Origin of the sequence: Peribacillus sp. NPDC097295 (assembly GCF_044761665.1) — a bacterium.
Taxonomy (GTDB): Bacteria; Bacillota; Bacilli; order Bacillales; family DSM-1321; genus Peribacillus.
Genome location: NZ_JBIWCW010000013.1, coordinates 1 through 20,399 on the forward strand (window position 1 = coordinate 1; position 20,399 = coordinate 20,399).

The window sequence follows — 20,399 nt, forward strand, 5'->3', positions numbered from 1 at the left end:
CATCATCAAGATGTAAAACCTATCTATGCGAAACGCAAGGAAACGATTGAGCGTGTATTCGCAGATGCAAAAGAAAAGCATGGTATGCGTTGGACTACTTTAAGGGAACTTAAAAAATTGTCGATGCAGGCGATGCTTACTTTCGCTGCCATGAATTTAAAGAAGATGGCCATTTGGACATGGCAAGGTCCAAAAATGGCCTAACAAAGTGGGCTCGTAGAGACCTATACTTTAAATCTCGAGCAAAATTTCAAGAAAATATCAAAAGGGGTCCGGAATGAAATCATTCCGGACCCCTTTTGTCGACAAACTGCGATCCTTCCCAGGAGGGATTTTTTTGTTTTATTTTATATTTAGTAACATTTTAAATACCAATAATTTACATAAAAGTTTATGTGTGTTAACATATAGTTATATAGCTATATGTTGATATATTTGAAAAGGAGGTGAGGAATTGTTTGATGTATATAAAGTGATTGCCGATGAAACTCGAAGGAAAATATTAGATCTCTTAAAGGAAAAAGATATGACTGTAAGCGAAATTTCAGGATATTTTAAAATTTCTCAACCAAGTATATCTCAACATTTAGCCTTATTAAAAAATGCTAATTTGATTGACTCATTTAAAGAAGGCAAATATGTAATTTACTCTTTGAATTTAACGGTTTTTCAAGAAATCTTAGGTTGGGTTTTTAATTTTGCTAATACCAAGGAGGAAGATGAAAAATGAGACATCTCTGGGCGTTACTTAGTTCTTTTATTGCAATAATACTAGTTTGGGTATTCTCGTATAATTATTTACCAAGTGAAGTAGCAATGCATTTTGATTCTAATGGTAATCCGGATCAATATGGGGGAAAACTTCTCATAATGATACTGTTCTTGATACTTAGCTTCGTTCTCTTGTTGATAACCTATTTATTCATTATGTACGATAATAAAAATCAGAATAAACAGAAAATAAACACCCCAATTACCACTTTTATGATTCTTTTTACTTTTGTGCTAAACGTTTTATTCTTGTTAAATATTAAAGACGAATCTCTGCAAACAGGAAGATTTTTATTCGTTCTAATCGGTTTGTTTTTTGTACTAATTGGAAATTATGCACCACAGATAAAGAAAAACTATTTTATTGGAGTGAGAACAGCTGCAACTTTAAGCAAAGAAACGATATGGAAAAGAACACAGAGATATTCCGGTTTTGTCTTTTTTATAGTGGGTGTCCTTATTGCTCTTACCTCCTTGATTCCTATTCTAATAGCGGTTATATCATCTGTTTTTATACTTATAGTAGGAATATGCTCTATATACATTTATGCAAATAGAATCCAAAAAGAAATATTATAAATGCTAAAAATGATAATTTTTACTGTCATTTCAAACTGAAGGGGATTCTAATAAGTCCCAAAATGAAACAGGTGGAGAAAAACGATTTGTTTTTCTCCACCTGTTTTTTTTATTTTTATTATTATTCATTGAAAGAGGTAGACGCCTTTATTTCATAATTTAGGATTTAAATAGTTGCTTTCGTTACTTTTCATATCACTGAACTAATATTTAAAAATCCTTATATTACATAAATCTATCTCTAAATTCTTTTTTAGGTAATGGACAATATTCAACTTTTTTTCTTTTGCTAGCAAAAAAAGTGTAAATTTTTTCTCTGAAATATTTAGGTAAGAGATTTTGAATTAAGAGAAGTCTAAAAAAAGGATTAGCATCGCTTAATATTCTTACAATTGCGTCAGAATATAAATATTCTTTATCATTTTTTAAATAAATTATGCTATCAACCTTCTTGGCTGAATTACTAATTACTCTTTGGTATAATTCTCCGTTTATTTTTGAAAACTTCACTCTCCCGTTTTGATCAATTCGCATTACAAAATTAATAAATCTATTACAATGTAAGCAATCAGAATCAAAAAAAGCTATCATATTTTTCATTTACTCACCTCTTATTTTAAATATATTAAAAATTTAAATTAATTTTAAATTAATTTTAACATAACATTACAAAAGATGTTATAATAATCCACATAAAGAAAAATATGGAAAATAGTAGGTGACTATCTTGTCTAAATTATCCAATGATGCAATAACATTTTTGATCTCCATCCTCTTTTTTTTCCTTTTGTTTTTTTATGGGATAATGCAAATCATGCCTAATAATCCTATAAAACACTTACCATTATCGAACGAAATACATATCTATTCTTGGTTTCCTCAAGGTTGGGGGTTTTACAGCAAGGATCCACGTGATACTACTTTTACAATAATTAATATGCAAACAGGTGAATTAGCAGTTCAATGGCCAAATAATAGAGTTGATAATTTATTCGGTATTAATCGGAAAGGTAGATCTCAAGGAATAGAAGCTGGAAGAATATCTTCAAAGGTAACTGTGAGTGACTGGAAAGAAGTTAAGGGAGACCCGGTAAAAGAATTAAAAAAAATGAAGTCTATTACAGTTGATAATGATTCTCCAAATCCAACTATACTTGGAGACGTAGGTATTATTTTTCAAGAATCAACTCCGTGGAATTGGGCTAAAAATAAAGATTTAATTATGCCATCAAAGATAGTGAGGGTAAAAGTTAATGATTAGGAAACTTAATGAGTACACCACAACGATAATAAACAATTTTAATCCATGGACAAATGTATATGGACTAGCTAGAAGTCTTATGGGTTTATCATTATTAATAACTTTCTTATTTAATGATGTCACTATATTTTTTAGACCATCTTCTGGCCAAGATACTATAACCAATTCCGGTACTATTAGTTTATTTAGTCTAGTTCCCCAAGACTATTTCTATTTATCTATTGTTAAATGGATATTTATTTTCATCTTGGTTTTAGTCGTTATAGGTTGGAGACCTAGATTTACTTGTCTATTACATTTTTACATAGCATACAGTTTAAATGCTGCAGGAACCACTATCGACGGAGGAGAGCAAGTAAATGTTGTAATGGCTCTTTTACTAATTCCTATAGCGCTTACTGATCCTAGAAAGTGGCATTGGGATACCTCGTATATCCCTACTAATAGAACTACTAGCAAAATAGTTAGCTTTGTTACCTATAACTTCATTAGGATTCAAGTTGCAATTTTATACTTCCATTCTACTATTGCTAAATTAGGTAATACTGAATGGGTGGATGGGACTGCCGTTTATTATTACATGCAAGACACTATGTTAGGTTTACCTAGTATTTTCAAAAGCATGGCAAATCCTATCTTATCAAGCCCTTTGGTTGTAATCCCTACCTGGGGAACTATTATTCTCCAAACACTTTTAGTATGTGCATTATTTTTACCTAAAAAGAATTGGGGTAAGATGTTTATTTTTGCTTTATTATTTCATGAAACTATTGCAATTATGTTAGGTCTAATTAGTTTCTCTACTGTGATGTTTGGAACGTTAATTTTATATTTGCGACCATTGGAGCAAAACTATAAATTTAAGTTCTTTACATATAAAAAAAATTCACTGGAGGTAGAAGTATGAGAGGTAGAAAGTGGTTAACATTTTTGATGGTGGGAGCTTTATTATTTGGCATTACATTCTCTACAACAGGTATTAACGCAAATGCAAAAGCACAAGCAAACAATGAGTACACCGGGGAAGAACTTTACAAGGCAATCCTTTTTGGGCAAGGTGAAGCTAGTAATTTATTAGATGACTTATGGACTGAAGAGGGTAAAGAAACTTCCAATACAGAACAAGGATTGGACTTCACAAATAAATTAGTGAAATCTATTAAAACTTCTGATCCAGATTATTTCGAGGATTTAGAAGATGCTATCTATAGTGGTAATCAAGTAGAAATCGAAAACACATTAGAATTGGGTGGAGAGTACTTAGGTAAATACGTTGAATCTGGTAAATATCAACCAAACAAAAGTGTTATCGCTGATGGTGGTGCTGAAGGAACTTGCGTGTTATATGTTGCTTACGCTGCAGCCGCTGTTAGTGCAGTAGCAGGTGTTACGCATGCTGTAGTTGCAACAGCTGGTGGTGCGGTTGTCGCTTACCTAGCTGTTACGACAACAAAATACTTATGGAATGGTAAGAAATCTATTGGTGAAACTACTCAATTTGGTAAAGAAGCAATCGTTAATGAAGTAGCAACTTCATTCGCAAACTAATAATATAATAAATAAGGGAATCATTCTTAATATAGAATGTTTTGACTAGATTGAAATTAAAATAATCCAATGGAAAAATGGTGCTGTCTCCAAAAGTCATTATCAATGACTTTTGGGACAGCCCCATTCAGTTTTATCATATATAGCTTCATTATTTTTTAAATCTACTATCCATAGGCCATTCTATCCGCGTCATAGAGATTTTCGTTGTTTATACACATCCCGCACTTTTACATTTTTCGCTATCAAAGGGGTTTGAATTTTGGCCAACGATTATAACCAATACTTGAATCATTTGATTTATAATACCTTATGTACTCTACTTCTTTAAGGTTGACCTCCTGATCTGTTGCAGTTCCAGACTCCCACAATATTCTTTCCATATGGTAAGATCTCTTCGTTCTTCTCTTGTAAAATCCTTTTCAATTAATCTACTATTTGCACTTCCATAGTTTTATTCTGTGGAAATATGTTATGAAAATATATTTTATGAAAAATTTTTCCTTTGGCAGGAATTCAAGTAAGCTGGAGGTAATTCAAGTCAAGGAGTGATGGATATGATTCAGATAATCAATGGGGTTTCCTTTTTTGAAGTGGAAGGGGTTGAGGGCGATAGATTTTAGGACAGGCAGTTTTTATTGCTTTACGAAGGCCATGATTATTTTCAACGGTACTTCACCTTGAGGCTCCTGCAAGTGATGGTCAAGGGTATCGGACCCAGGTGGATGTATGTCCTTCATTTCGTGGACATCGAGGAATTCGATCGGGAGAAAGAGAAATATGGGGAGGTCATTTGCGATATCCATAACCGGGTCGTACAGCATTTGAAAGTTGGTTATGGATTTGAAGATCATTGTGTGATGGCCGATCATGAGCAGCGAGTCTTTGGAGTCCAGGCGGTTATGTCTTAGTCCCTTTTTACTTTCAGGAAAGAGGCCGGGCGGTGGCACTACGGACTGATTGGAAAGGGAAGGGCGCCTTTCCGTCATTCCGTACGTGTCGCTTCGGCATTAAAGGGCTCGATAACCACGGTCTGTACGGCGGGCCGCCTACAGTCCGTAAGTTCCTGATCCCTTTACGGCTTCGCCGCCATACCGAACGAGCCGAAGGGCGGGAAATCAAGGGATGGGTCAAAACATAAGAACCAAGAGTAGAAGGTCGAGCCGAAAGCGAATACCATAAGTCCGAAGGAAAGCAGCCAACCGGCTGCTTATTTTATTGATTTTCCCTTTTGCCTTCCGAATCGTAAAACAGCGCAAGCTTTCTAGCCTTCCAGCCGGCAGGACACCCGAACCTTTCCGGCAGGAAGGCAAGAAGGCTAGACAACCGGTCAAGGGGCACCAAACTTTTTCATTACGGACGCTTGCGCAACATGAAAAACTTTGGCGCTCAGATCTCCCTTGACCGATTGCCTATGCGTGTTTTTCGTTCTACTTGCAAAAGGGGAAAAATCATCCCCCTTTGGGGAACTGAGGCGCTTCGCAAGTCAAAAGGGACAAGACATCGACCCCAAACCCATAAAGGCAAACCAAAAAACCTTGAAGGAGTGTTGGAAAAATGGAATTAGCCCCAATCTTTGAAGTCGTTCGCATCAGGCAGGAAATCAGGGAGACGTCAGACCCGTTCACGACCTTTCAAATCTCATCGCCTCATCAAGCCCAGGAATTAGCAGCCTCGTATATTGCCCATGAGGACCGGGAAGTCTTCCTCGTGATGATGCTCAACACGAAGAACCAGGTGGTCGGGCTTCACCGAGCCCACACAGGGAGCCTGAACGCGAGCATCGTCCATCCACGTGACGTGTTGAAATGCGCGGTATTGAACAATGCGGCCTCCATCATCGTCAGCCACCAGCATCCCTCCGGCGACCCGACGCCGAGCCGTGAAGACATCGAAGTCACGAAGCGATTGGCCGAAGCAGGGAAGATACTCGGGATTGAGCTCCTTGACCATGTGATAGTGAGCCATCTAGGAAACCATGTTAGTTTGAAGGAAAAAGGATATCTATAAAGGAAACGGGCACCGGCTGGGAAGCTGGTGCCGGCTTACGCATGGAAGGAAAAAACGGCCGTTTTTTCCTTGATCTGAAGCAGGCATCGAGCCTGCAGGGCGGTTGCCGGGGCAACCTTACATAAACCTGTTAGTAATTGATTCAGGGAGGAAGAACAAAGAAATGCATTCACCTGATGAGGCGTTTTCCCCCATTATGTCGCACCGATTAAAAAACGATGTATGACTGAAAGGGATCCAGGCATCAAAAAAAGCACGCCCGTGGCGTACCAGTTGAATATCAAGACTTCGGTATAGGAACAACCCGATAGAGGAGTTTTATAGGATGTCTTCCCAAATTATACATTCATGTTGAGGCATGTAAACCAGATGACGTCCATACACTTTTATATAGAGGAGGCATGGCAAATGGTATATAGACCGACTGTACGCTATCCGGATATGTATAAGGAGTATATTGAAGATCTTTTTAAAGCGACGGAGCTGGACCGGAACCAACTGATCCGGTTAGCCTTATTTGTGGCTGCCCATTCGGACCAATACAAAGCTATCCTTAAAAAACATCAAATGAATGACGTCCCTCTCCCCTGTCCAGGATGGTCCATCCATGAGGAGAGGTGTTGGAAGGACCAGAACTATATCAGAAAACAGGGTGATGAGGGACGCTTAAAGCTTGTGGAGCAGGGTGGTATCAAAATTGTCATTGCATGATTAGTTATTTTTAGGTTTTTCGGTACTCTTTAATGAATGGAGTGTTGATGCCTTATTGGCTAATGCTTTGGCTATTTCTTTTGAGATATCTTTACTCATTCCATTTCACCTCACTTAGCTAAAGGGTTAACGGGAAATGGATTTTTTATACCTCCCTTCACCAAATGGACGATACTTGATGACCGGATGACCAACCAACCCAAGGAAAAAGCCGTACAAAAGGGGGGAAATCGAATGAGGAAGGATAAGCATTTGAACCCGGTCCTCAATAAGAAAAAAAAAGAGGGCCAAGAACAACAAAAAAGAAAAGTACGAACGGATAAGCTTCATGACATCAAAATACCTGTTACAGACTCCATGGATTTCTTCATTAGAAGAGAATCCAGGAGACATTGGAACGGATCAAAGACGGCATTAGGAACCGAAATCCTTCTATTTGGTCTTGATCAGGTGTTCGTATATCCAGACGTCACCTATAATGACCTACCTAATACCATCCACTGCAAGGTGGACCATGAGGTATTTCAGAAAATAGGAGAATATGCGGCCGATTGGAGATGTAGCATCAGGAAGGCGGCCCACAGGATTTTTGTGGAAGCATATAAGAAAAAACAGCTTGGGGGAATAAGCGATGGCGAAATACAGTAACGCCAATCTTATAGATGAAGAGTTATCTCTAATCGGATCCACTAATTTCATTGGCAAGATGTTTCATAAAATGAATAAGTCATCAATCATTTTATTATCCATCCAGGTTCCCCTTAACTTGTATTTAAGAGCAGAAGTTTTTTGTGAAGACATTCAAGATTTATCGGAAATGGAGTTTATACAAAATGACCTGATGAAGCTCTTATATAATGATTTCCTTACTTTCGCCAAAAAGAATCCCGATCCCAGGGCCATATTTAAGCTTCTGACGTCTTTGGAACGGCAGGCAGGTAAAGATTCCAGTTTGGAAAAGAAAACAGATTCTGTCTTTCAGCTTGTCCAGAGAGAAACCCATCAAGAGATGCAACCATTACATTTGCGCATGAGAAGGAAATCAGCTTTACGTGGAGAAATACTATTGGCGGACATGGAAGAAGTGCAGCAACACCATGGGTATACCCTCGAAAGGGTTTTTGAACTACTGTACATTGATTTTATCGATAAATTTCGTAAAGGCAATAATGTGGAAGCCATGAATACCATTCTCCGAATCCTTGATAGTGAGGAAGAATAGGAAATTGATTTATACGGACCATGACCAGAATCGAAGCAATACTGTTTTTCGACTTGTATATAGTGTTTTTTAAACTATTGCATGCTTGAGAATAGCTCTACAATGAAATGAACGACCTTTAAGATAGATAATTGTCTCTCGATTTAATATAGGGGGCCAACTAACGAAGTCACAAATTAAATTCAAGGATTATATTCCCTCTTCAATCAAGTAGAGAAGAGAACTATCTCTGTACTTGATTGAAGAGGGCCACCAAGCGAAAGCGCGGTAGGGGAAAAATCCGTTTTAAACTGCTTTCACTTAAAGACTTGCTAACCTAGGGTGTTAACGATTTGATGCAAGTATATAACACGAAGAGAGGTCTTAATGGGATTTCCTTATTTAGATTCAGCCATCATCCCACTTGTTTTTTCTTAATACTTATAATTAATAGCCCTAGCTATTATACTTTCACTCATAGACAGATCTAGGTATTTTAAGTTTTGGATTTGGGTACATCACTGGAGCTACTTCATAAGTCTCGAATATAATACTGATTCCACTATTTTCATAGACAAACTTAGTATTCTTGTCAATTGTAAAGAAATCAGGTTCAAGACTAGCGTATACATAGTCTTGCTTTTTCAATTTTTTATAAGCATAGGTATGTACTTTTTTATAATCAGAAATGGATGTTAGTACTTGATTAAGGTAAAGTCTTTTCCCAGTAGAAATATTATAATTGTAGGTCTCGAAGGGCCCAGAGGGAAGCTTGTTACCGAAGTCCACCCTATCATACATTTCAATACTTAGGATATTATTCTTATTAAAGCTGACCTTGTATTTGGTTTTATATTGAAAATTAACACTAAGTTCTCCATCAGATATTATTTCTAACAGTTCGTTATAACTTTTTTTTATGTGAGCCAATAAGGCCTTATTGATTTTATCTTCAACTTTTTTATTTTTTTATCCTTTAACCTGTGGATAACTTCCCCATCGATAACCTACGCCCCACACCGTTTGAATATAATTTTGACAATTAAATTGACTGAGTTTCTTTCTGATTTTCTTAATGTATTCTGTAATGATATGCTCATCATAATAACTGTCCTCTTCCCATAAACTTTTGTAAATTTGTTCCCTCGTAAAGGTCTGCCCTTGGTTTAGGGTTAACAATTTAATAATCTCCAGTTCTTTATGAGTCAAAGATATCTCCTTACAATCATAATAAATCATCTGTTCATTAAAGTTGATGGACATTTTATCGAATTTCAAGGTTTGTTTTGATAAAACTCCTTCGTTTTTACTGATCCGTTCAAAGCTCCGAAGATGAGCGATAACCCTCGCTTTTAATTCAGAAATGCTAAATGGTTTGGCAACGAAGTCGTTCGCCCCAATACCCAACCCATATACTTTATCTTTTTCAGTATGTCTTGCACTTAATAAAATCATGGGAATATTCATTTCTTCACGTAAAATTTGTATCACTTTGTAACCATTCAAGTCAGGCATGGTAATGTCTATGATCATAATATTAGGGTTGAACCGCCGTGCTTCTATAATTCCATCGACACCCGTATTAGCAGCCACCACTTGGTAACCATCTGCTTCAAAACTATTCTGTAGAAGAAATGTAATTTCTGATTCATCATCGATTATAAGTATTTTTTTATCATTAAAAGTTACCAATTTTCAATTCCTCCACTAGGTATAATAAAACAAATGTGGGCTCCACCATATTCGGATTTACCCGCAGAGATTGATCCATTATGTTTTTTAATAATAGTATTAGCAATATACAATCCTAAACCGGAGTGACCTACCTTGTTAAAATGGGCGTGTTTTTCTTGATAAAATTTATCGAAGATCTTATTTGGGTTTTTTATGCCCGGTCCGGAATCGTGAACCTGAAACGATAGTGTTTCATGGTCAATCATAATAGAAATTTTAATGATACCATTAGGTGGGGTAAACCTTAAGCTATTCATGAGAATATTATCAATTACTTGACCTATACGACCTTTATCCAATGTGAATGTCTTGATATCATGTTCGTTTGTAATCGTTACATCTAAATTAACTTGTTCCTTATCGGATAAATGAGAGAAATTTGTAATTTGCTCTTCTAAAAACGGCTCTATGTCGATGTTTTGTAAGAATAACGTATATGAGAAGCTATCTATCTCTGTTATCTGGTTAATCTCATTTAATAATTTGGATGTTCTGTCTACATTGGAAGTTATGGTATTAAGGTATTTGAAAAGCAAGGTCTCATTTTTCCATATTCCTTCGATCAAGCCTTCTGCATGCCCTTTAATGATTGTCAAAGGGGTTTTTAAATCATGAGATATTGCTTTTAAATAATCTCTTTTATCCTGTTCCAGCTTCCATTGCTGTGTCAAACTAGTCTCCAACTCGCTTCTCATTTGTTCGAATGAATTAGTTAAGTCTCCTATTTCATTTTTGGCGGCATAATGAATTTGAAAGTTCAAATCTTTATTCTTAATTCTGTTGGAGGCTTCAATTAAATTTTTTATGGGAATGGAAACTCTTTTTCCAATAATGCTAGAGACCAATAACGTTAGTAAGGTAATATAGATAAACGGTGAAGAAACCAGTCCAATGACAATCAATACCGGCCAGGTGGAGGAGTAGGATATCTTAATATCGTAATTCAAGGCCACGGCGCCTTTAAGTTTGTTATTTTCATCTGAAATTGGGACATAATAAGTAAGGTTATTTTTGTCATCCTTGCTATGTACTCTTTTGTTAAGGTTTTGAACCAAAGGATTCGAAGGGCTGATTGAGTTTTTCGACAATGTTCCATATAAGGATTTCCCTTCAGAATTGAGCACGAGATATTTAATTCCTTCTTTAGGAATTTGTTTTTCCATGTTCTCTTTCTCGTTGAGATCAAGTAACTTTTTACCATTTTGGCTAATATAATCTTCGATTGTCGGTAACCGTTGCTCGTAATAATTTGCAGGTTTGACCTTTTCGTCATTCTTTATTAAATATATTACTCCCAAGACAAGCGTAAAGAAGGTAAGGAAAATACTCCCTATCAGAATGATGAAAAAGCCAACTTGCAATTGTTTTTTTATGGATAAGTCTTTTAACATTTTGAAATACTCCACTTATATCCGATACCCCAGGAGGTTTCAATATATTTATAATCTGAATCTAACAAAGCGAGTTTCGTCCTGATCTTTTTGACGTGCTCCACAACGGTTAATAGGTCCGACTCACTGTTGTATCCCCATACTTGATCAAATAATTGCTCTTTTGTAAGGATTTGTTGAGGATGTAGAGCGAATGTTTTTAATAAATCAAACTCTGTTTTAGTAAAACGGACTGGTTGATCTTTAATAAAGACTTCATAGGTATTCAGATTGATTTTAATATTCTCGAAGGTTAACAGTTTATCTTTGCCTATATTCCCAAAATCTTTTACTCTTCTTAAATTAGCTATTATTCGAGCCTTAAGTTCACTTACACTAAAAGGCTTGTGAATATAATCATCTCCTCCTATCATCAATCCTTGTATTTTTGATTTTTCGGTGTCGTCAGCACTCAAAAAAAGAATGGGGCAAGATAATGATTTTCTTATTTCCCGACAAACATCGAATCCATCCATATCCGGTAACATTACGTCTAAAATGATTAAATTAATGTCTGGACTTAATGATTGAATGGCGTTTGTTCCATTTAAAGCAGTAAGAACCATATAACCTTCTAATAAAAGGATATCTCTTAGAAAATCAACTATTTCCTGCTCATCATCCACTACCAAGATTGTTTTAGTCATAAAAATCCCCCCTTGCTGCATTCAAGCGTTAAGCCCTTTTACTCAAAGAAGTCCTTGTTTCTCCATATTATGAAATTAAAAAAACCACCGAATAGGATAATTATACCAGTTGATAAGAAGAACAGAATATTTAAATTGTTTAATTGGTTGAAAATATATTGGCCGGGTAGGATGAAGTATGAAAATATGTCACTTATATAAACAGACCCAATCATGAATCCGAGTGTAAAAAGGAAACCTAAAGAGGTATTAGGAATAAGCGTACTGATAACACTAACAAGGGCAAGTAGGCTAATCACGATTAGAAACAGCAAGGCATAAAAGCTTAGCGTATATAAAACGGATTCAAAAACTGTGAGGTTCATGTATGGTTTGGAAAAGGTAATTCGGTCTACATGGGGACTCATCATGTACCCGAAAATATAACTAACGATTAGTAAAACGGCTAAAAATACAAAGACCAACATAATTTGAGATACGTATTTTGAAAATAGCAATTTAAATCTTGATACAGGACGGATAAGGGTCATTCTATAGGCTCCTGATTTTAACTCTCCGCTGAAACTATCGAGAAATAAAAGAGGGAAAATAATAAAATTAAGAATGAAAAAAGACTCTTTCGCCACTAAAATCGGTAAATTAAGGCTGTTCACCTTGACTTGCGGGGTGTTGTTTGAATAATTACCTAAGCCATAGTAATTTAAAAACAAACAAGAACCAAGTACAATGACAGTGTACATGATGAGTAGTACGATCGTTTTCTTTCTAAGGAAAATCTTCTGGAATTCGTTCTTTAATAGTAAATTCATATCTTCACCTCAATAAAAAAAGTCTTTTTTGTTAGTAAAATAAATCATGAAGGAATTCGCCACGATGATATAGGTTAGTAAAACAGCAAGATTAAAATAAAAGACGGCCTTTGATGCTAACATGACGGCGATCCCTTGATATTGAATCATAGGTAAAGAACTAAATAATATAAACGGTGAAGAAAATCCGGCCATGTTAAAAATCGTTGGATAAACGATAGAGGATAGTAGAAACCCCATTCCAAGCCCAATGGCACTTGTGGTCGACTTACTGACAATCGAAAACAACGCGAAAACGCTCGACATGGCTATCAATGAAAGAAAGGTTAGACCATAATAGGCTACAGTGTAAAGAAAGACAAAGATACTGGATTTTTCACTTTCATAAAAGAACAAGTTAATTTCATGTTTGTAATCAAACATCGAAAAACCAAAAAGATAACTAACCACGAAATAGATAGAAAGGAAAATTAAAATAAATAATTGTACATTGACTAATTTGGAAAATATAACTTCTCGATATGAAAAAGAACGTTGTATGACCAGTCGTAATTGCCCCGTATGTATTTCTTGGGCAAAGCTTAATATTATGATGATTAAAACGATTATATTGAAGGCAAAGGTTAACTGTTCAGCCAATCCCATGATGGGAAAGGAGTTGGCGTACGTATAATCAGGTGAATCATTAGGGATAAGCTCATTATGGTTCGATAAATATCGAAAAGATGCGAACAAAATTAGAGGAATGGTAATTAAGAATAACCAGGTGCTCTTTCTTATCCACATCCTTTGCCATTCGGCATAGATTAGTTTTATCATTGGGTCATCATCTCAATGAATTTCTGTTCTAAATCTTCATTTGTACTCCCTAATTCGGTATCTTTTCCTTGCCAGGTGATCTTTCCCTTATTAATCATCACCCATGATTTACATACCATTTCTAATTCTTTAATCAAATGGCTAGAGATGAGAAAGGTTATTCCCTTTTTCCTATTCAAGGCTAAAATAAGTTCTCTAAGTTCTTTCATGCCAACCGGATCTAACCCATTGGATGGCTCATCCAAAATGATGAATTGAGGTTCCCCTAACAAAGCCTGCGCAATTCCTAAACGCTGTTTCATCCCTAGAGAATAACTGTCTACTTTGTCATCTCCTCTATTTTCCAGTCCAACAATCTTTAAAACTTCTTTTACTCTATCTTTTACATTTCTTTCACCTACACCACTGGTTATCCTAGCTAAATTTATTAAATTTTGCTTTCCGGTCATATAAGAGAAAAATATAGGGGATTCTACAATGGCTCCGACATGTTTTAAAGCTTGTCGCTTACTTGTATTAACGTCAGTACCATTTATAACGACATTTCCTTTGGTCGGATGTATAAGGCCTGTGAGAATTCTAATGAGTGTGGTCTTTCCTGACCCATTTGGTCCTACGAACCCACAAATATCATTCGCGAATAGATCAAATGAAATATCATCCAATATTTTTTTCCCTTTTACGGTTTTACTAATGTTTTTGACCTCTAATATTTTTGTTTTATTCACTGTCACCCCTCCTAATAAAGAAATAATAAGATACAAATATAAAAAAAGTATAAACATTAAGAACAAAAATTTTGAAAAAAGATTTTTTGTCTGATGCATACTTTCGGAAATTCCTAAACTGAATTGAGAGCAGAGTGTAATTTCTTCGTGAAGGTGTGACCTCAGAATCCGTATCGTCAATTAGCAAAATCCTCAGCCGCAGAAAATGCATTCGAAAGGTCATGGGAAAAATTGGAGCAGTTGATTCGACGAGACATCGATTGTACCAGCCCAATTTTTTCTTTCACTCGTGTTTGGTAATCCGGGTACGTATAGTGGATGGCTTTAATCTGAAAGCGACGTCCGTTTTTAGTGTTGTTCTTCCTACGCTTTTCTTATTACTTTACGAGTTGATTAATTTAAGTAAGATGCCCTATTTGAAAATCAACTCTTTTTGATTTCGATTAATAAACAGTGTCATAACTTAAAAGATTTGACCCCCTTTTCGTAGTGTAGTAATATCAATAGATAGACAGGTGTCATAACTTAGGGTTATAAGTGAAGCGTAAAAAGGGGAAATAGAACATGAAATACGGGTATGCAAGGGTTAGTACAGTTAGTCAGGATTTAGCAGCACAACTTCAAGCTTTAGAAAAAGAGGGGTGTGAAAAAATTTATTCCGAAAAGTTCACGGGTACCAAATCGGATCGGCCGCAATTTCAAGAATTGCTTTCTTTGCTGCAAGTTGGGGACACACTTGTCGTTACCAAGCTGGACCGTTTTGCAAGGTCCACAGTGGATGCTCTAAAGACAATAAAGTCATTATTTGAAAAAGGCGTAAAGGTACATATTTTGAATATGGGTCTGGTGGAGAATACACCAACAGGAAAATTGATTTTTAGTGTGATGAGTGCTTTTGCCGAGTTTGAACGGGATATGATTGTGGAGCGAACTCAAGAAGGGAAAGCTATTGCGAAACTGCGTGAGGATTTTAGGGAAGGTAGGCCTAAAAAATTTAGTAAGACACAGATAGATCATGCACTACAGCTATTGAAAACAAATTCCTATAAGCAAGTGGAAAACATGACTGGTATTTCTAAAAGTACCCTTATAAGGGCTAAAAGAAAACGTAAGGTGATATTTTAAAAAGTGTATTCTATTGTTTATACAAGATAAATGGATTTGTTGAGTTTAAAATCGCATGATAATATATTTTGAGGATTTTAGATTTGGTTATGCAGGTTCTTTCCTTGATTAGTGAAATAGAAAATTAGACTCAACATGGAAATAGTAGCGTGTGAAATAGATATACCTTTTAGAAAATGGTGTGTCGAAACCAGAAAGTTAACAGAGTTTAAGGAAACCTATAATGTTTGGAAGGTGGAGAGGTGATACACCAGGAATAAGAGTTTAAAAAGACGACATTTTATTTGTTTAATAAGGAAGAAGAAAAGGAGTTTATAAAAACATTATATATAATAGAAGAAACTCGTCAAAAAAGACCTTTGCTCACAGGAGAAAGGCCTTCTTATTATTTTAAAATGGTGAGTAGAGCATCCTCTATGTTTTTATTTATTTTTATCCCACTAATCTTCCCTTCAATTTTCCACAAGTTTAAAATTGATTTGACATTAGTATTTCTATGATTTTTTTCTGATAACTCAATAGAAATTTTTCTGGGAATCTCTAACTTTCTATATTCTATAGCTATTTCATTAGGTACTCCTAAGCGAAAATAACTAGATAAGGCTATGAAATTATCTGGCAATTTTATAGAGGTGGAATCTTCGTTTAAAATTATATTTATAATTGCGATATATGCAGTAGCTACATGGCTTACATTTCTTATACCTTCTTTAATAATTTTTATAGTTTTGGCAACACTGCTTTGGCTACTTCTATTTAGTTTTTTTGGATTTAAATTGCCTATATGATTTTGATATAGAATATTTGCTAATTCTAATATTGAAGAGCCAGTTATCCATCCTCTTAAAAATTTAATCATAACTTCATTGGTTATAAACAATTCATGGATGTTTTCTTGAATAAAGTTAATATCTAGTTTTGATATACATTCAAAAAACCAATCTATCCATATGGATTCGTCTTGATCAACTTTAAATAGTGTTTTCACTGATACTTGGTCTATAGTTCCTAAAATAACTTCAATAACACTCGCCTTATTTGCTGATTTAACAGCCGCTTTTAAAATTAGCTCTTTTTCTTCTGAATTAATGGTACCTAACCATGAATCCCATTTATTAAATACATAATCAAATGTTTTATCTTCTAAAAATTGTGTCGCTAAAGTTTTCTTTAATAAGTCCCTTCGGAGTGGTTTTGATTGAGCACCGAGTACATTGGTCATTAAAGTAAAATTATCATCTACCCCGTCCGCATTTAATTCTTTTTCAGCTATTTCATGAATGATATTTAATAAACCTGAACTTGTTTTTTCAACACCATCAACTCTTTCAAGATAAGCTGTAGAATCAGCATCTAGTGAAAAACCTTTTTCTGAAGTTGTAGATGGATATTGTGGAACAACTAATCCTAATGATTGTTGACCGAACCCGGGCCTACCTGCTCGTCCTAACATGTTAATTACTTCAGCTTTAGACAGTGATTTTGATTCAATATTAGAATGTTGTTTAGTAGTGTTAACAATTACGACTGAAGCAGCTAGGTTTAATCCTTGAGATATTGTACCTGTAGCACATAAAACCCCATTTGTACTTTTCTTGAAAAACTCTTCAACTGCCAGTTGTTCTTCATTTATTAAAGCCTGTGTATGTATACCGATCCCATTTATAAGTCCAGCACTTAATTCGGATTCAAAACCTAACTCTTCTTTTGCTAATGTTAAATATGCTTTAGTAACTTCCGTTAAGATTTGTGGAAATACACCAATGCTTTTATGTTTATTTATTTCTGATAACAAGTGCCTAGTACCTTGAGAAAAAACCAATACAGACATATTACTAGATGCTAAATAGTTTCCTAACTGTCTGGATATATCATTACCATAACCTTCTACAGTCCAATAGTCACTAAATCGCCCTTTAACCTTTTTAAATCTAACTTCCATTTTAATTGGTAAATCTAACGGATAAGCTTCATTCCCATTTCCTAACCAGACATCTTGTACACAAAAGTATAATTGTGTAATTAATTTAGTTTTATATGTTTTCTTTCCGCTATTTTCAGCTTCTTTTTTAGCCCTATTCATTTCTGTTTCAGGATGACTAATAAAGCCTCTTAATGTTCTTGCAGGTCGCCATTTAGTATCAGTAATTGATAAATCATTCCCATTTAGGTTTTCTAACCACTTCTTTAACTTAGGAGAGTCATCAATGAGAGCAGACATAATTAGAAAAGAAGCACCTGATAGCTGGGATATGCGGCTTAATAATAAATCTAAAAGTGCTCCTCTTGTCCCATGAAAAATATTGTGAAATTCATCCACCACACAAAGATTACATCTTTCAACTAATTCTGTATTATTAGCAATTAAAGAAACACATTTTTCCGGAGTCATAACTAAGATAACATCTTCATTTTTTTTATTAATATTATCTTTGAAAATCTCATCTTCTTCAATTAGAATACTTTTTCCTTTACCATTGTTATGTATATCCATGATTTTTTTCATATTTTTAGTGATTTGTCGGCAAAGAGCAAGAGTAGGAGCTAAATATATAACTACAGATCCACTTTGAAGATATGAAATCACTTTATGCTCTGCTATTAAACTTTTTCCTGTACCTGTCGGAATTGCTATAATATTATTTGTGTTTAGGGATAAAAGCCCTTTGGTTATGGCATCTTTATGAGGAGGCCATATAAGATAAAGTCTATTATTTATATAACGTTTCATATGAATCTTCCATATTTCTGGATCACAATGGGTAGGGTTTTTTAAAGTAGAGATTGCTCTTTCTTTTGATAGTTCTTCAAAAAGAAGTAATAATAATGTTAATAATGAAATAGTCTCTTGTCCACAGTCCCGAGAATTTCTATATAAATCTAATAAGTCAGAGTTGATATCATTACTCCAATTATTATGAACATAGCAATACTCGTTTGAAAATTTATTTAAACAATTACTTAAATTCCATAAACAAGCTTGTCTACAATATTTATCTAACAATTCAAAGTTATTTAAATTTGTGACAAGTGGTTCATCTACTTCAACATAAACAAGATGCATTTTTAATCTAGTGAAATTGTATAGTTGTTTCATAGTAATCTCTTCTAAGGTATTATTATTTAAAAATGCTAAATTTCCACTAAGTTGGCTGGTTATAGCTTCTGCATTAGGATCATAACCAGCAATGTAATAGAGTAAAGATGAAATAATTCTATTTAAAAATCCATAATTATCTATGTCAATTTTAGTTTCATCGGAAAGGGGTGGAGATAAGGTTTCATAAGCATAAGCACAAACTAGAGCCGCTGATTCTTTTTCGTTGGAAGTCAAACTTTTATCAAATACAATCCTAAATAATAAGGATTCAGCTAAACGCTTTAGGGTTTCTGAATCATAATTTCCGTAAACTTCATTGTCATCAATGTTTCTGAGGTTTTTTTTTGAAGCCTCAATTGTTATTTGTAACAATAATTGTCGTATTTCTTCTCCATTAATATCCTCTAATAAGCTTGAAGCAACCTCATATCGTTCTTTAGCATATCTATCCAACATATGTTTTCTGTTCCTTTTCTTTAATAAATTTAATAATTTTTTCTGAAACTGCGTTATAGAAATTATCTAATCTTGCAGTGGAAATTGCTTCGCATTGTCTGAACTGAGCGTAGGCAACGTTAGGAGTATTTGTTTTAAAATCTCTAAACTGTGAACCTAGTTTTGGCTTATTACTTCGATGTTCAATAGTTAATCTGTAAATTATTTTCTTCTTCCATAAAATATGTTGTGAAATTTTTGTACTTATTTTATCGTCGGGTGTTTCAAAACTATTAGCGACAGTTCTCATAACTTGTCTAATATCTGGCCAATGACTTCCACTATCAAACTTGTTAAAGGCACTAAGGGCTTCAAGTGTACCTTCTGCAGGTTTTTTTCGATTTTTAGATTCACCAATGACTAAATAATATTCATTATTTATTGTATCCTTAGCAATCGCAGCTAAATCTAATCCTTGTTTCTTGGAACTTAAATGCATATAGTGAATGCCTTGTAATGTAAAATTAAAAGGGTTGCATGCATGAATATTTTCTATTGAATGTAGCATTACATGAGACATTAATTCTAAAATAAATGGATTTCTTTGATTTCTTATATATTCATCGAAAGTATGCTTATCTTCTGTATATTCTTTTCCTGTGAAATAATTTTTTATCTCCTCGAGTGTTGTATCTTCAAATTCTTGATCAGGTAGCATTCTTTTGAGAGCACTGTAGGAAGTTTGCCATGCACCTGATTTAACAGTAAAACATAAAGAGGCGACTAATAGTATTTGTTTCTCTGATTCAGAATCAAAATTCTTCAATTCAAATTCTAAATGAGAAGGATTTATAGAGTCAGGCCAATTTTTATGTTTAACGTCCCATAAAACATATAATTCCGTTACTAATTCTCCTACTGTTTTATTTAAATCTAACAAATATCTTCACACCCTTTAGTTTCTCTATAAATATTTAGTAAATTGGACTAAATTAATCATTTTTTAATTTACATTATCTATGATATGGAAATTTTATTCCATACATTATAATTATAGGATAATTTAACTAAAAAGACACTATATATAATGAGATTCATAGTAATCGTAACCTACTGCAGTTATCTTAATTTGAAAACAATTTACATTAATTTTACAAATAGATGTAGAGTTTACATAATACATGTTATAAACACTCTCAAAAAGTAAGGTGCTGTCCCAAGTGTCATGATAATGACTTTTGGGATAGCACCTTTATAATCCAATTTCTTTAGAACCATTAGTATAATTTATCTTTCACAAGGTATAAGGTCTTTGTCACTGTAGCTTTTTTAATTGGCATCATAGAGTGTTTTTGAAATATATAGCTTATTTATTATTTTAATGTTGCGAAGAGAAGGTTGGTTCTCTTGCATAGACATTAGTATGGCTATTATGACGATTACAACCAAAGATACTCGGTTAAAATTAAAATAGTTATATCATGAACTTTT

General features: G+C 34.4%; 22 protein-coding genes. 12 read left to right on the forward strand and 10 right to left on the reverse strand.

Annotation, left to right across the window (positions count from 1 at the left end; all coding sequences use genetic code 11):
- From ACIQXN_RS16855 to ACIQXN_RS16865, 3 genes are all read left to right on the forward strand, one after another.
- A partial coding sequence (locus ACIQXN_RS16855; protein WP_402969082.1) for a transposase occupies positions 1 to 204 on the forward strand: 204 nt, incomplete at its 5' end.
- Between the two features lie 250 nt (positions 205 to 454).
- Complete coding sequence (locus tag ACIQXN_RS16860; RefSeq protein ID WP_402969086.1) at positions 455 to 730, forward strand: autorepressor SdpR family transcription factor; 276 nt, start codon at positions 455 to 457, stop codon at positions 728 to 730.
- Positions 727 to 1,350, forward strand: coding sequence for an SdpI family protein (locus ACIQXN_RS16865; RefSeq protein ID WP_402969089.1), 624 nt, complete (start codon positions 727 to 729; stop codon positions 1,348 to 1,350). The genes ACIQXN_RS16860 and ACIQXN_RS16865 overlap by 4 nt, the downstream gene beginning before the upstream one ends.
- Positions 1,351 to 1,575: 225 nt before the next feature.
- Here the strand turns inward: ACIQXN_RS16865 and ACIQXN_RS16870 are convergent, their stop codons facing one another.
- Complete coding sequence (locus tag ACIQXN_RS16870) at positions 1,576 to 1,950, reverse strand: thiol-disulfide oxidoreductase DCC family protein (RefSeq protein WP_402969092.1); 375 nt, start codon at positions 1,948 to 1,950, stop codon at positions 1,576 to 1,578.
- Positions 1,951 to 2,077: 127 nt separating this feature from the next.
- On the opposite strand from ACIQXN_RS16870, the gene ACIQXN_RS16875 reads away from it, so the two are divergent.
- The 8 genes from ACIQXN_RS16875 to ACIQXN_RS16910 all read left to right on the forward strand — a co-directional run bounded on the left by ACIQXN_RS16875 (position 2,078) and on the right by ACIQXN_RS16910 (position 8,102).
- Positions 2,078 to 2,611: an SdpA family antimicrobial peptide system protein gene (locus ACIQXN_RS16875; RefSeq protein ID WP_402969095.1), complete on the forward strand. Its 534-nt coding sequence runs from the start codon at positions 2,078 to 2,080 to the stop codon at positions 2,609 to 2,611.
- Complete coding sequence (locus ACIQXN_RS16880) at positions 2,604 to 3,518, forward strand: sporulation-delaying protein SdpB family protein (RefSeq protein WP_402969097.1); 915 nt, start codon at positions 2,604 to 2,606, stop codon at positions 3,516 to 3,518. The genes ACIQXN_RS16875 and ACIQXN_RS16880 overlap by 8 nt, the downstream gene beginning before the upstream one ends.
- Positions 3,515 to 4,159 (forward strand): sporulation delaying protein family toxin, encoded by a 645-nt coding sequence (locus ACIQXN_RS16885; protein WP_402969100.1) that lies wholly within the window; start codon positions 3,515 to 3,517, stop codon positions 4,157 to 4,159. The genes ACIQXN_RS16880 and ACIQXN_RS16885 overlap by 4 nt, the downstream gene beginning before the upstream one ends.
- Before the next feature lie 695 nt (positions 4,160 to 4,854).
- Positions 4,855 to 5,070, forward strand: coding sequence for a hypothetical protein (locus tag ACIQXN_RS16890; protein ID WP_402969103.1), 216 nt, complete (start codon positions 4,855 to 4,857; stop codon positions 5,068 to 5,070).
- Between the two features lie 646 nt (positions 5,071 to 5,716).
- Positions 5,717 to 6,169, forward strand: a complete 453-nt coding sequence (locus ACIQXN_RS16895; RefSeq protein ID WP_402969106.1) for a JAB domain-containing protein — start codon at positions 5,717 to 5,719, stop codon at positions 6,167 to 6,169.
- Positions 6,170 to 6,577: 408 nt separating this feature from the next.
- A complete protein-coding gene (locus tag ACIQXN_RS16900; RefSeq protein ID WP_402969109.1) occupies positions 6,578 to 6,880 on the forward strand; it encodes a hypothetical protein in 303 nt (100 codons plus the stop codon).
- Between the two features lie 234 nt (positions 6,881 to 7,114).
- Positions 7,115 to 7,528, forward strand: coding sequence for a hypothetical protein (locus ACIQXN_RS16905; protein ID WP_402969112.1), 414 nt, complete (start codon positions 7,115 to 7,117; stop codon positions 7,526 to 7,528).
- Positions 7,512 to 8,102 (forward strand): hypothetical protein, encoded by a 591-nt coding sequence (locus ACIQXN_RS16910; RefSeq protein WP_402969115.1) that lies wholly within the window; start codon positions 7,512 to 7,514, stop codon positions 8,100 to 8,102. The genes ACIQXN_RS16905 and ACIQXN_RS16910 overlap by 17 nt, the downstream gene beginning before the upstream one ends.
- Positions 8,103 to 8,552: 450 nt before the next feature.
- On the opposite strand, the gene ACIQXN_RS16915 is transcribed toward ACIQXN_RS16910, so the two are convergent.
- From ACIQXN_RS16915 to ACIQXN_RS16945, 7 genes are all read right to left on the reverse strand, one after another.
- Complete coding sequence (locus ACIQXN_RS16915; protein ID WP_402969303.1) at positions 8,553 to 8,882, reverse strand: DUF3298 domain-containing protein; 330 nt, start codon at positions 8,880 to 8,882, stop codon at positions 8,553 to 8,555.
- 168 nt (positions 8,883 to 9,050) lie between these two features.
- Entirely contained in the window at positions 9,051 to 9,773 is a 723-nt protein-coding gene (locus ACIQXN_RS16920; protein WP_402969118.1) for a response regulator transcription factor, read from the reverse strand.
- Entirely contained in the window at positions 9,767 to 11,206 is a 1,440-nt protein-coding gene (locus ACIQXN_RS16925) for a sensor histidine kinase (RefSeq protein ID WP_402969121.1), read from the reverse strand. The genes ACIQXN_RS16920 and ACIQXN_RS16925 overlap by 7 nt, the downstream gene beginning before the upstream one ends.
- On the reverse strand, positions 11,200 to 11,892 hold the full coding sequence (locus ACIQXN_RS16930) for a response regulator transcription factor (protein ID WP_402969124.1): 693 nt from the start codon (positions 11,890 to 11,892) through the stop codon (positions 11,200 to 11,202). Before ACIQXN_RS16930 ends, ACIQXN_RS16925 begins: the two co-directional genes overlap by 7 nt.
- A gap of 38 nt (positions 11,893 to 11,930) precedes the next feature.
- Positions 11,931 to 12,701 carry an ABC transporter permease gene (locus ACIQXN_RS16935; RefSeq protein ID WP_402969127.1) on the reverse strand — a complete coding sequence of 257 codons (771 nt, stop codon included), beginning with the start codon at positions 12,699 to 12,701 and terminating at the stop codon, positions 11,931 to 11,933.
- A gap of 9 nt (positions 12,702 to 12,710) precedes the next feature.
- Positions 12,711 to 13,520 carry an ABC transporter permease gene (locus ACIQXN_RS16940; RefSeq protein ID WP_402969130.1) on the reverse strand — a complete coding sequence of 270 codons (810 nt, stop codon included), beginning with the start codon at positions 13,518 to 13,520 and terminating at the stop codon, positions 12,711 to 12,713.
- Positions 13,517 to 14,248: an ATP-binding cassette domain-containing protein gene (locus ACIQXN_RS16945; protein WP_402969133.1), complete on the reverse strand. Its 732-nt coding sequence runs from the start codon at positions 14,246 to 14,248 to the stop codon at positions 13,517 to 13,519. The genes ACIQXN_RS16940 and ACIQXN_RS16945 overlap by 4 nt, the downstream gene beginning before the upstream one ends.
- Before the next feature lie 564 nt (positions 14,249 to 14,812).
- On the opposite strand from ACIQXN_RS16945, the gene ACIQXN_RS16950 reads away from it, so the two are divergent.
- Positions 14,813 to 15,373 carry a recombinase family protein gene (locus tag ACIQXN_RS16950; RefSeq protein ID WP_402969136.1) on the forward strand — a complete coding sequence of 187 codons (561 nt, stop codon included), beginning with the start codon at positions 14,813 to 14,815 and terminating at the stop codon, positions 15,371 to 15,373.
- A 385-nt stretch (positions 15,374 to 15,758) separates the two neighbouring features.
- Here ACIQXN_RS16950 and ACIQXN_RS16955 read toward each other — a convergent pair whose 3' ends face one another.
- Positions 15,759 to 18,929 (reverse strand): DEAD/DEAH box helicase, encoded by a 3,171-nt coding sequence (locus ACIQXN_RS16955; protein WP_402969139.1) that lies wholly within the window; start codon positions 18,927 to 18,929, stop codon positions 15,759 to 15,761.
- On the reverse strand, positions 18,919 to 19,848 hold the full coding sequence (locus tag ACIQXN_RS16960; protein ID WP_402969142.1) for a hypothetical protein: 930 nt from the start codon (positions 19,846 to 19,848) through the stop codon (positions 18,919 to 18,921). Before ACIQXN_RS16960 ends, ACIQXN_RS16955 begins: the two co-directional genes overlap by 11 nt.
- Positions 19,849 to 20,399 lie beyond the last annotated feature (551 nt).

Bases quoted from the DNA above. Each gene is read 5' to 3' on its own strand.
- ACIQXN_RS16865 (WP_402969089.1), top strand. From the start codon at position 727: ATGAGACATCTCTGGGCGTTACTTAGTTCTTTTATTGCAATAATACTA.
- ACIQXN_RS16870 (WP_402969092.1), bottom strand. From the start codon at position 1,950: ATGAAAAATATGATAGCTTTTTTTGATTCTGATTGCTTACATTGTAAT.
- ACIQXN_RS16880 (WP_402969097.1), top strand. From the start codon at position 2,604: ATGATTAGGAAACTTAATGAGTACACCACAACGATAATAAACAATTTT.
- ACIQXN_RS16885 (WP_402969100.1), top strand. From the start codon at position 3,515: ATGAGAGGTAGAAAGTGGTTAACATTTTTGATGGTGGGAGCTTTATTA.
- ACIQXN_RS16895 (WP_402969106.1), top strand. From the start codon at position 5,717: ATGGAATTAGCCCCAATCTTTGAAGTCGTTCGCATCAGGCAGGAAATC.
- ACIQXN_RS16900 (WP_402969109.1), top strand. From the start codon at position 6,578: ATGGTATATAGACCGACTGTACGCTATCCGGATATGTATAAGGAGTAT.
- ACIQXN_RS16905 (WP_402969112.1), top strand. From the start codon at position 7,115: ATGAGGAAGGATAAGCATTTGAACCCGGTCCTCAATAAGAAAAAAAAA.
- ACIQXN_RS16910 (WP_402969115.1), top strand. From the start codon at position 7,512: ATGGCGAAATACAGTAACGCCAATCTTATAGATGAAGAGTTATCTCTA.
- ACIQXN_RS16915 (WP_402969303.1), bottom strand. From the start codon at position 8,882: ATGTATGATAGGGTGGACTTCGGTAACAAGCTTCCCTCTGGGCCCTTC.
- ACIQXN_RS16925 (WP_402969121.1), bottom strand. From the start codon at position 11,206: ATGTTAAAAGACTTATCCATAAAAAAACAATTGCAAGTTGGCTTTTTC.
- ACIQXN_RS16930 (WP_402969124.1), bottom strand. From the start codon at position 11,892: ATGACTAAAACAATCTTGGTAGTGGATGATGAGCAGGAAATAGTTGAT.
- ACIQXN_RS16935 (WP_402969127.1), bottom strand. From the start codon at position 12,701: ATGAATTTACTATTAAAGAACGAATTCCAGAAGATTTTCCTTAGAAAG.
- ACIQXN_RS16940 (WP_402969130.1), bottom strand. From the start codon at position 13,520: ATGATAAAACTAATCTATGCCGAATGGCAAAGGATGTGGATAAGAAAG.
- ACIQXN_RS16950 (WP_402969136.1), top strand. From the start codon at position 14,813: ATGAAATACGGGTATGCAAGGGTTAGTACAGTTAGTCAGGATTTAGCA.
- ACIQXN_RS16955 (WP_402969139.1), bottom strand. From the start codon at position 18,929: ATGTTGGATAGATATGCTAAAGAACGATATGAGGTTGCTTCAAGCTTA.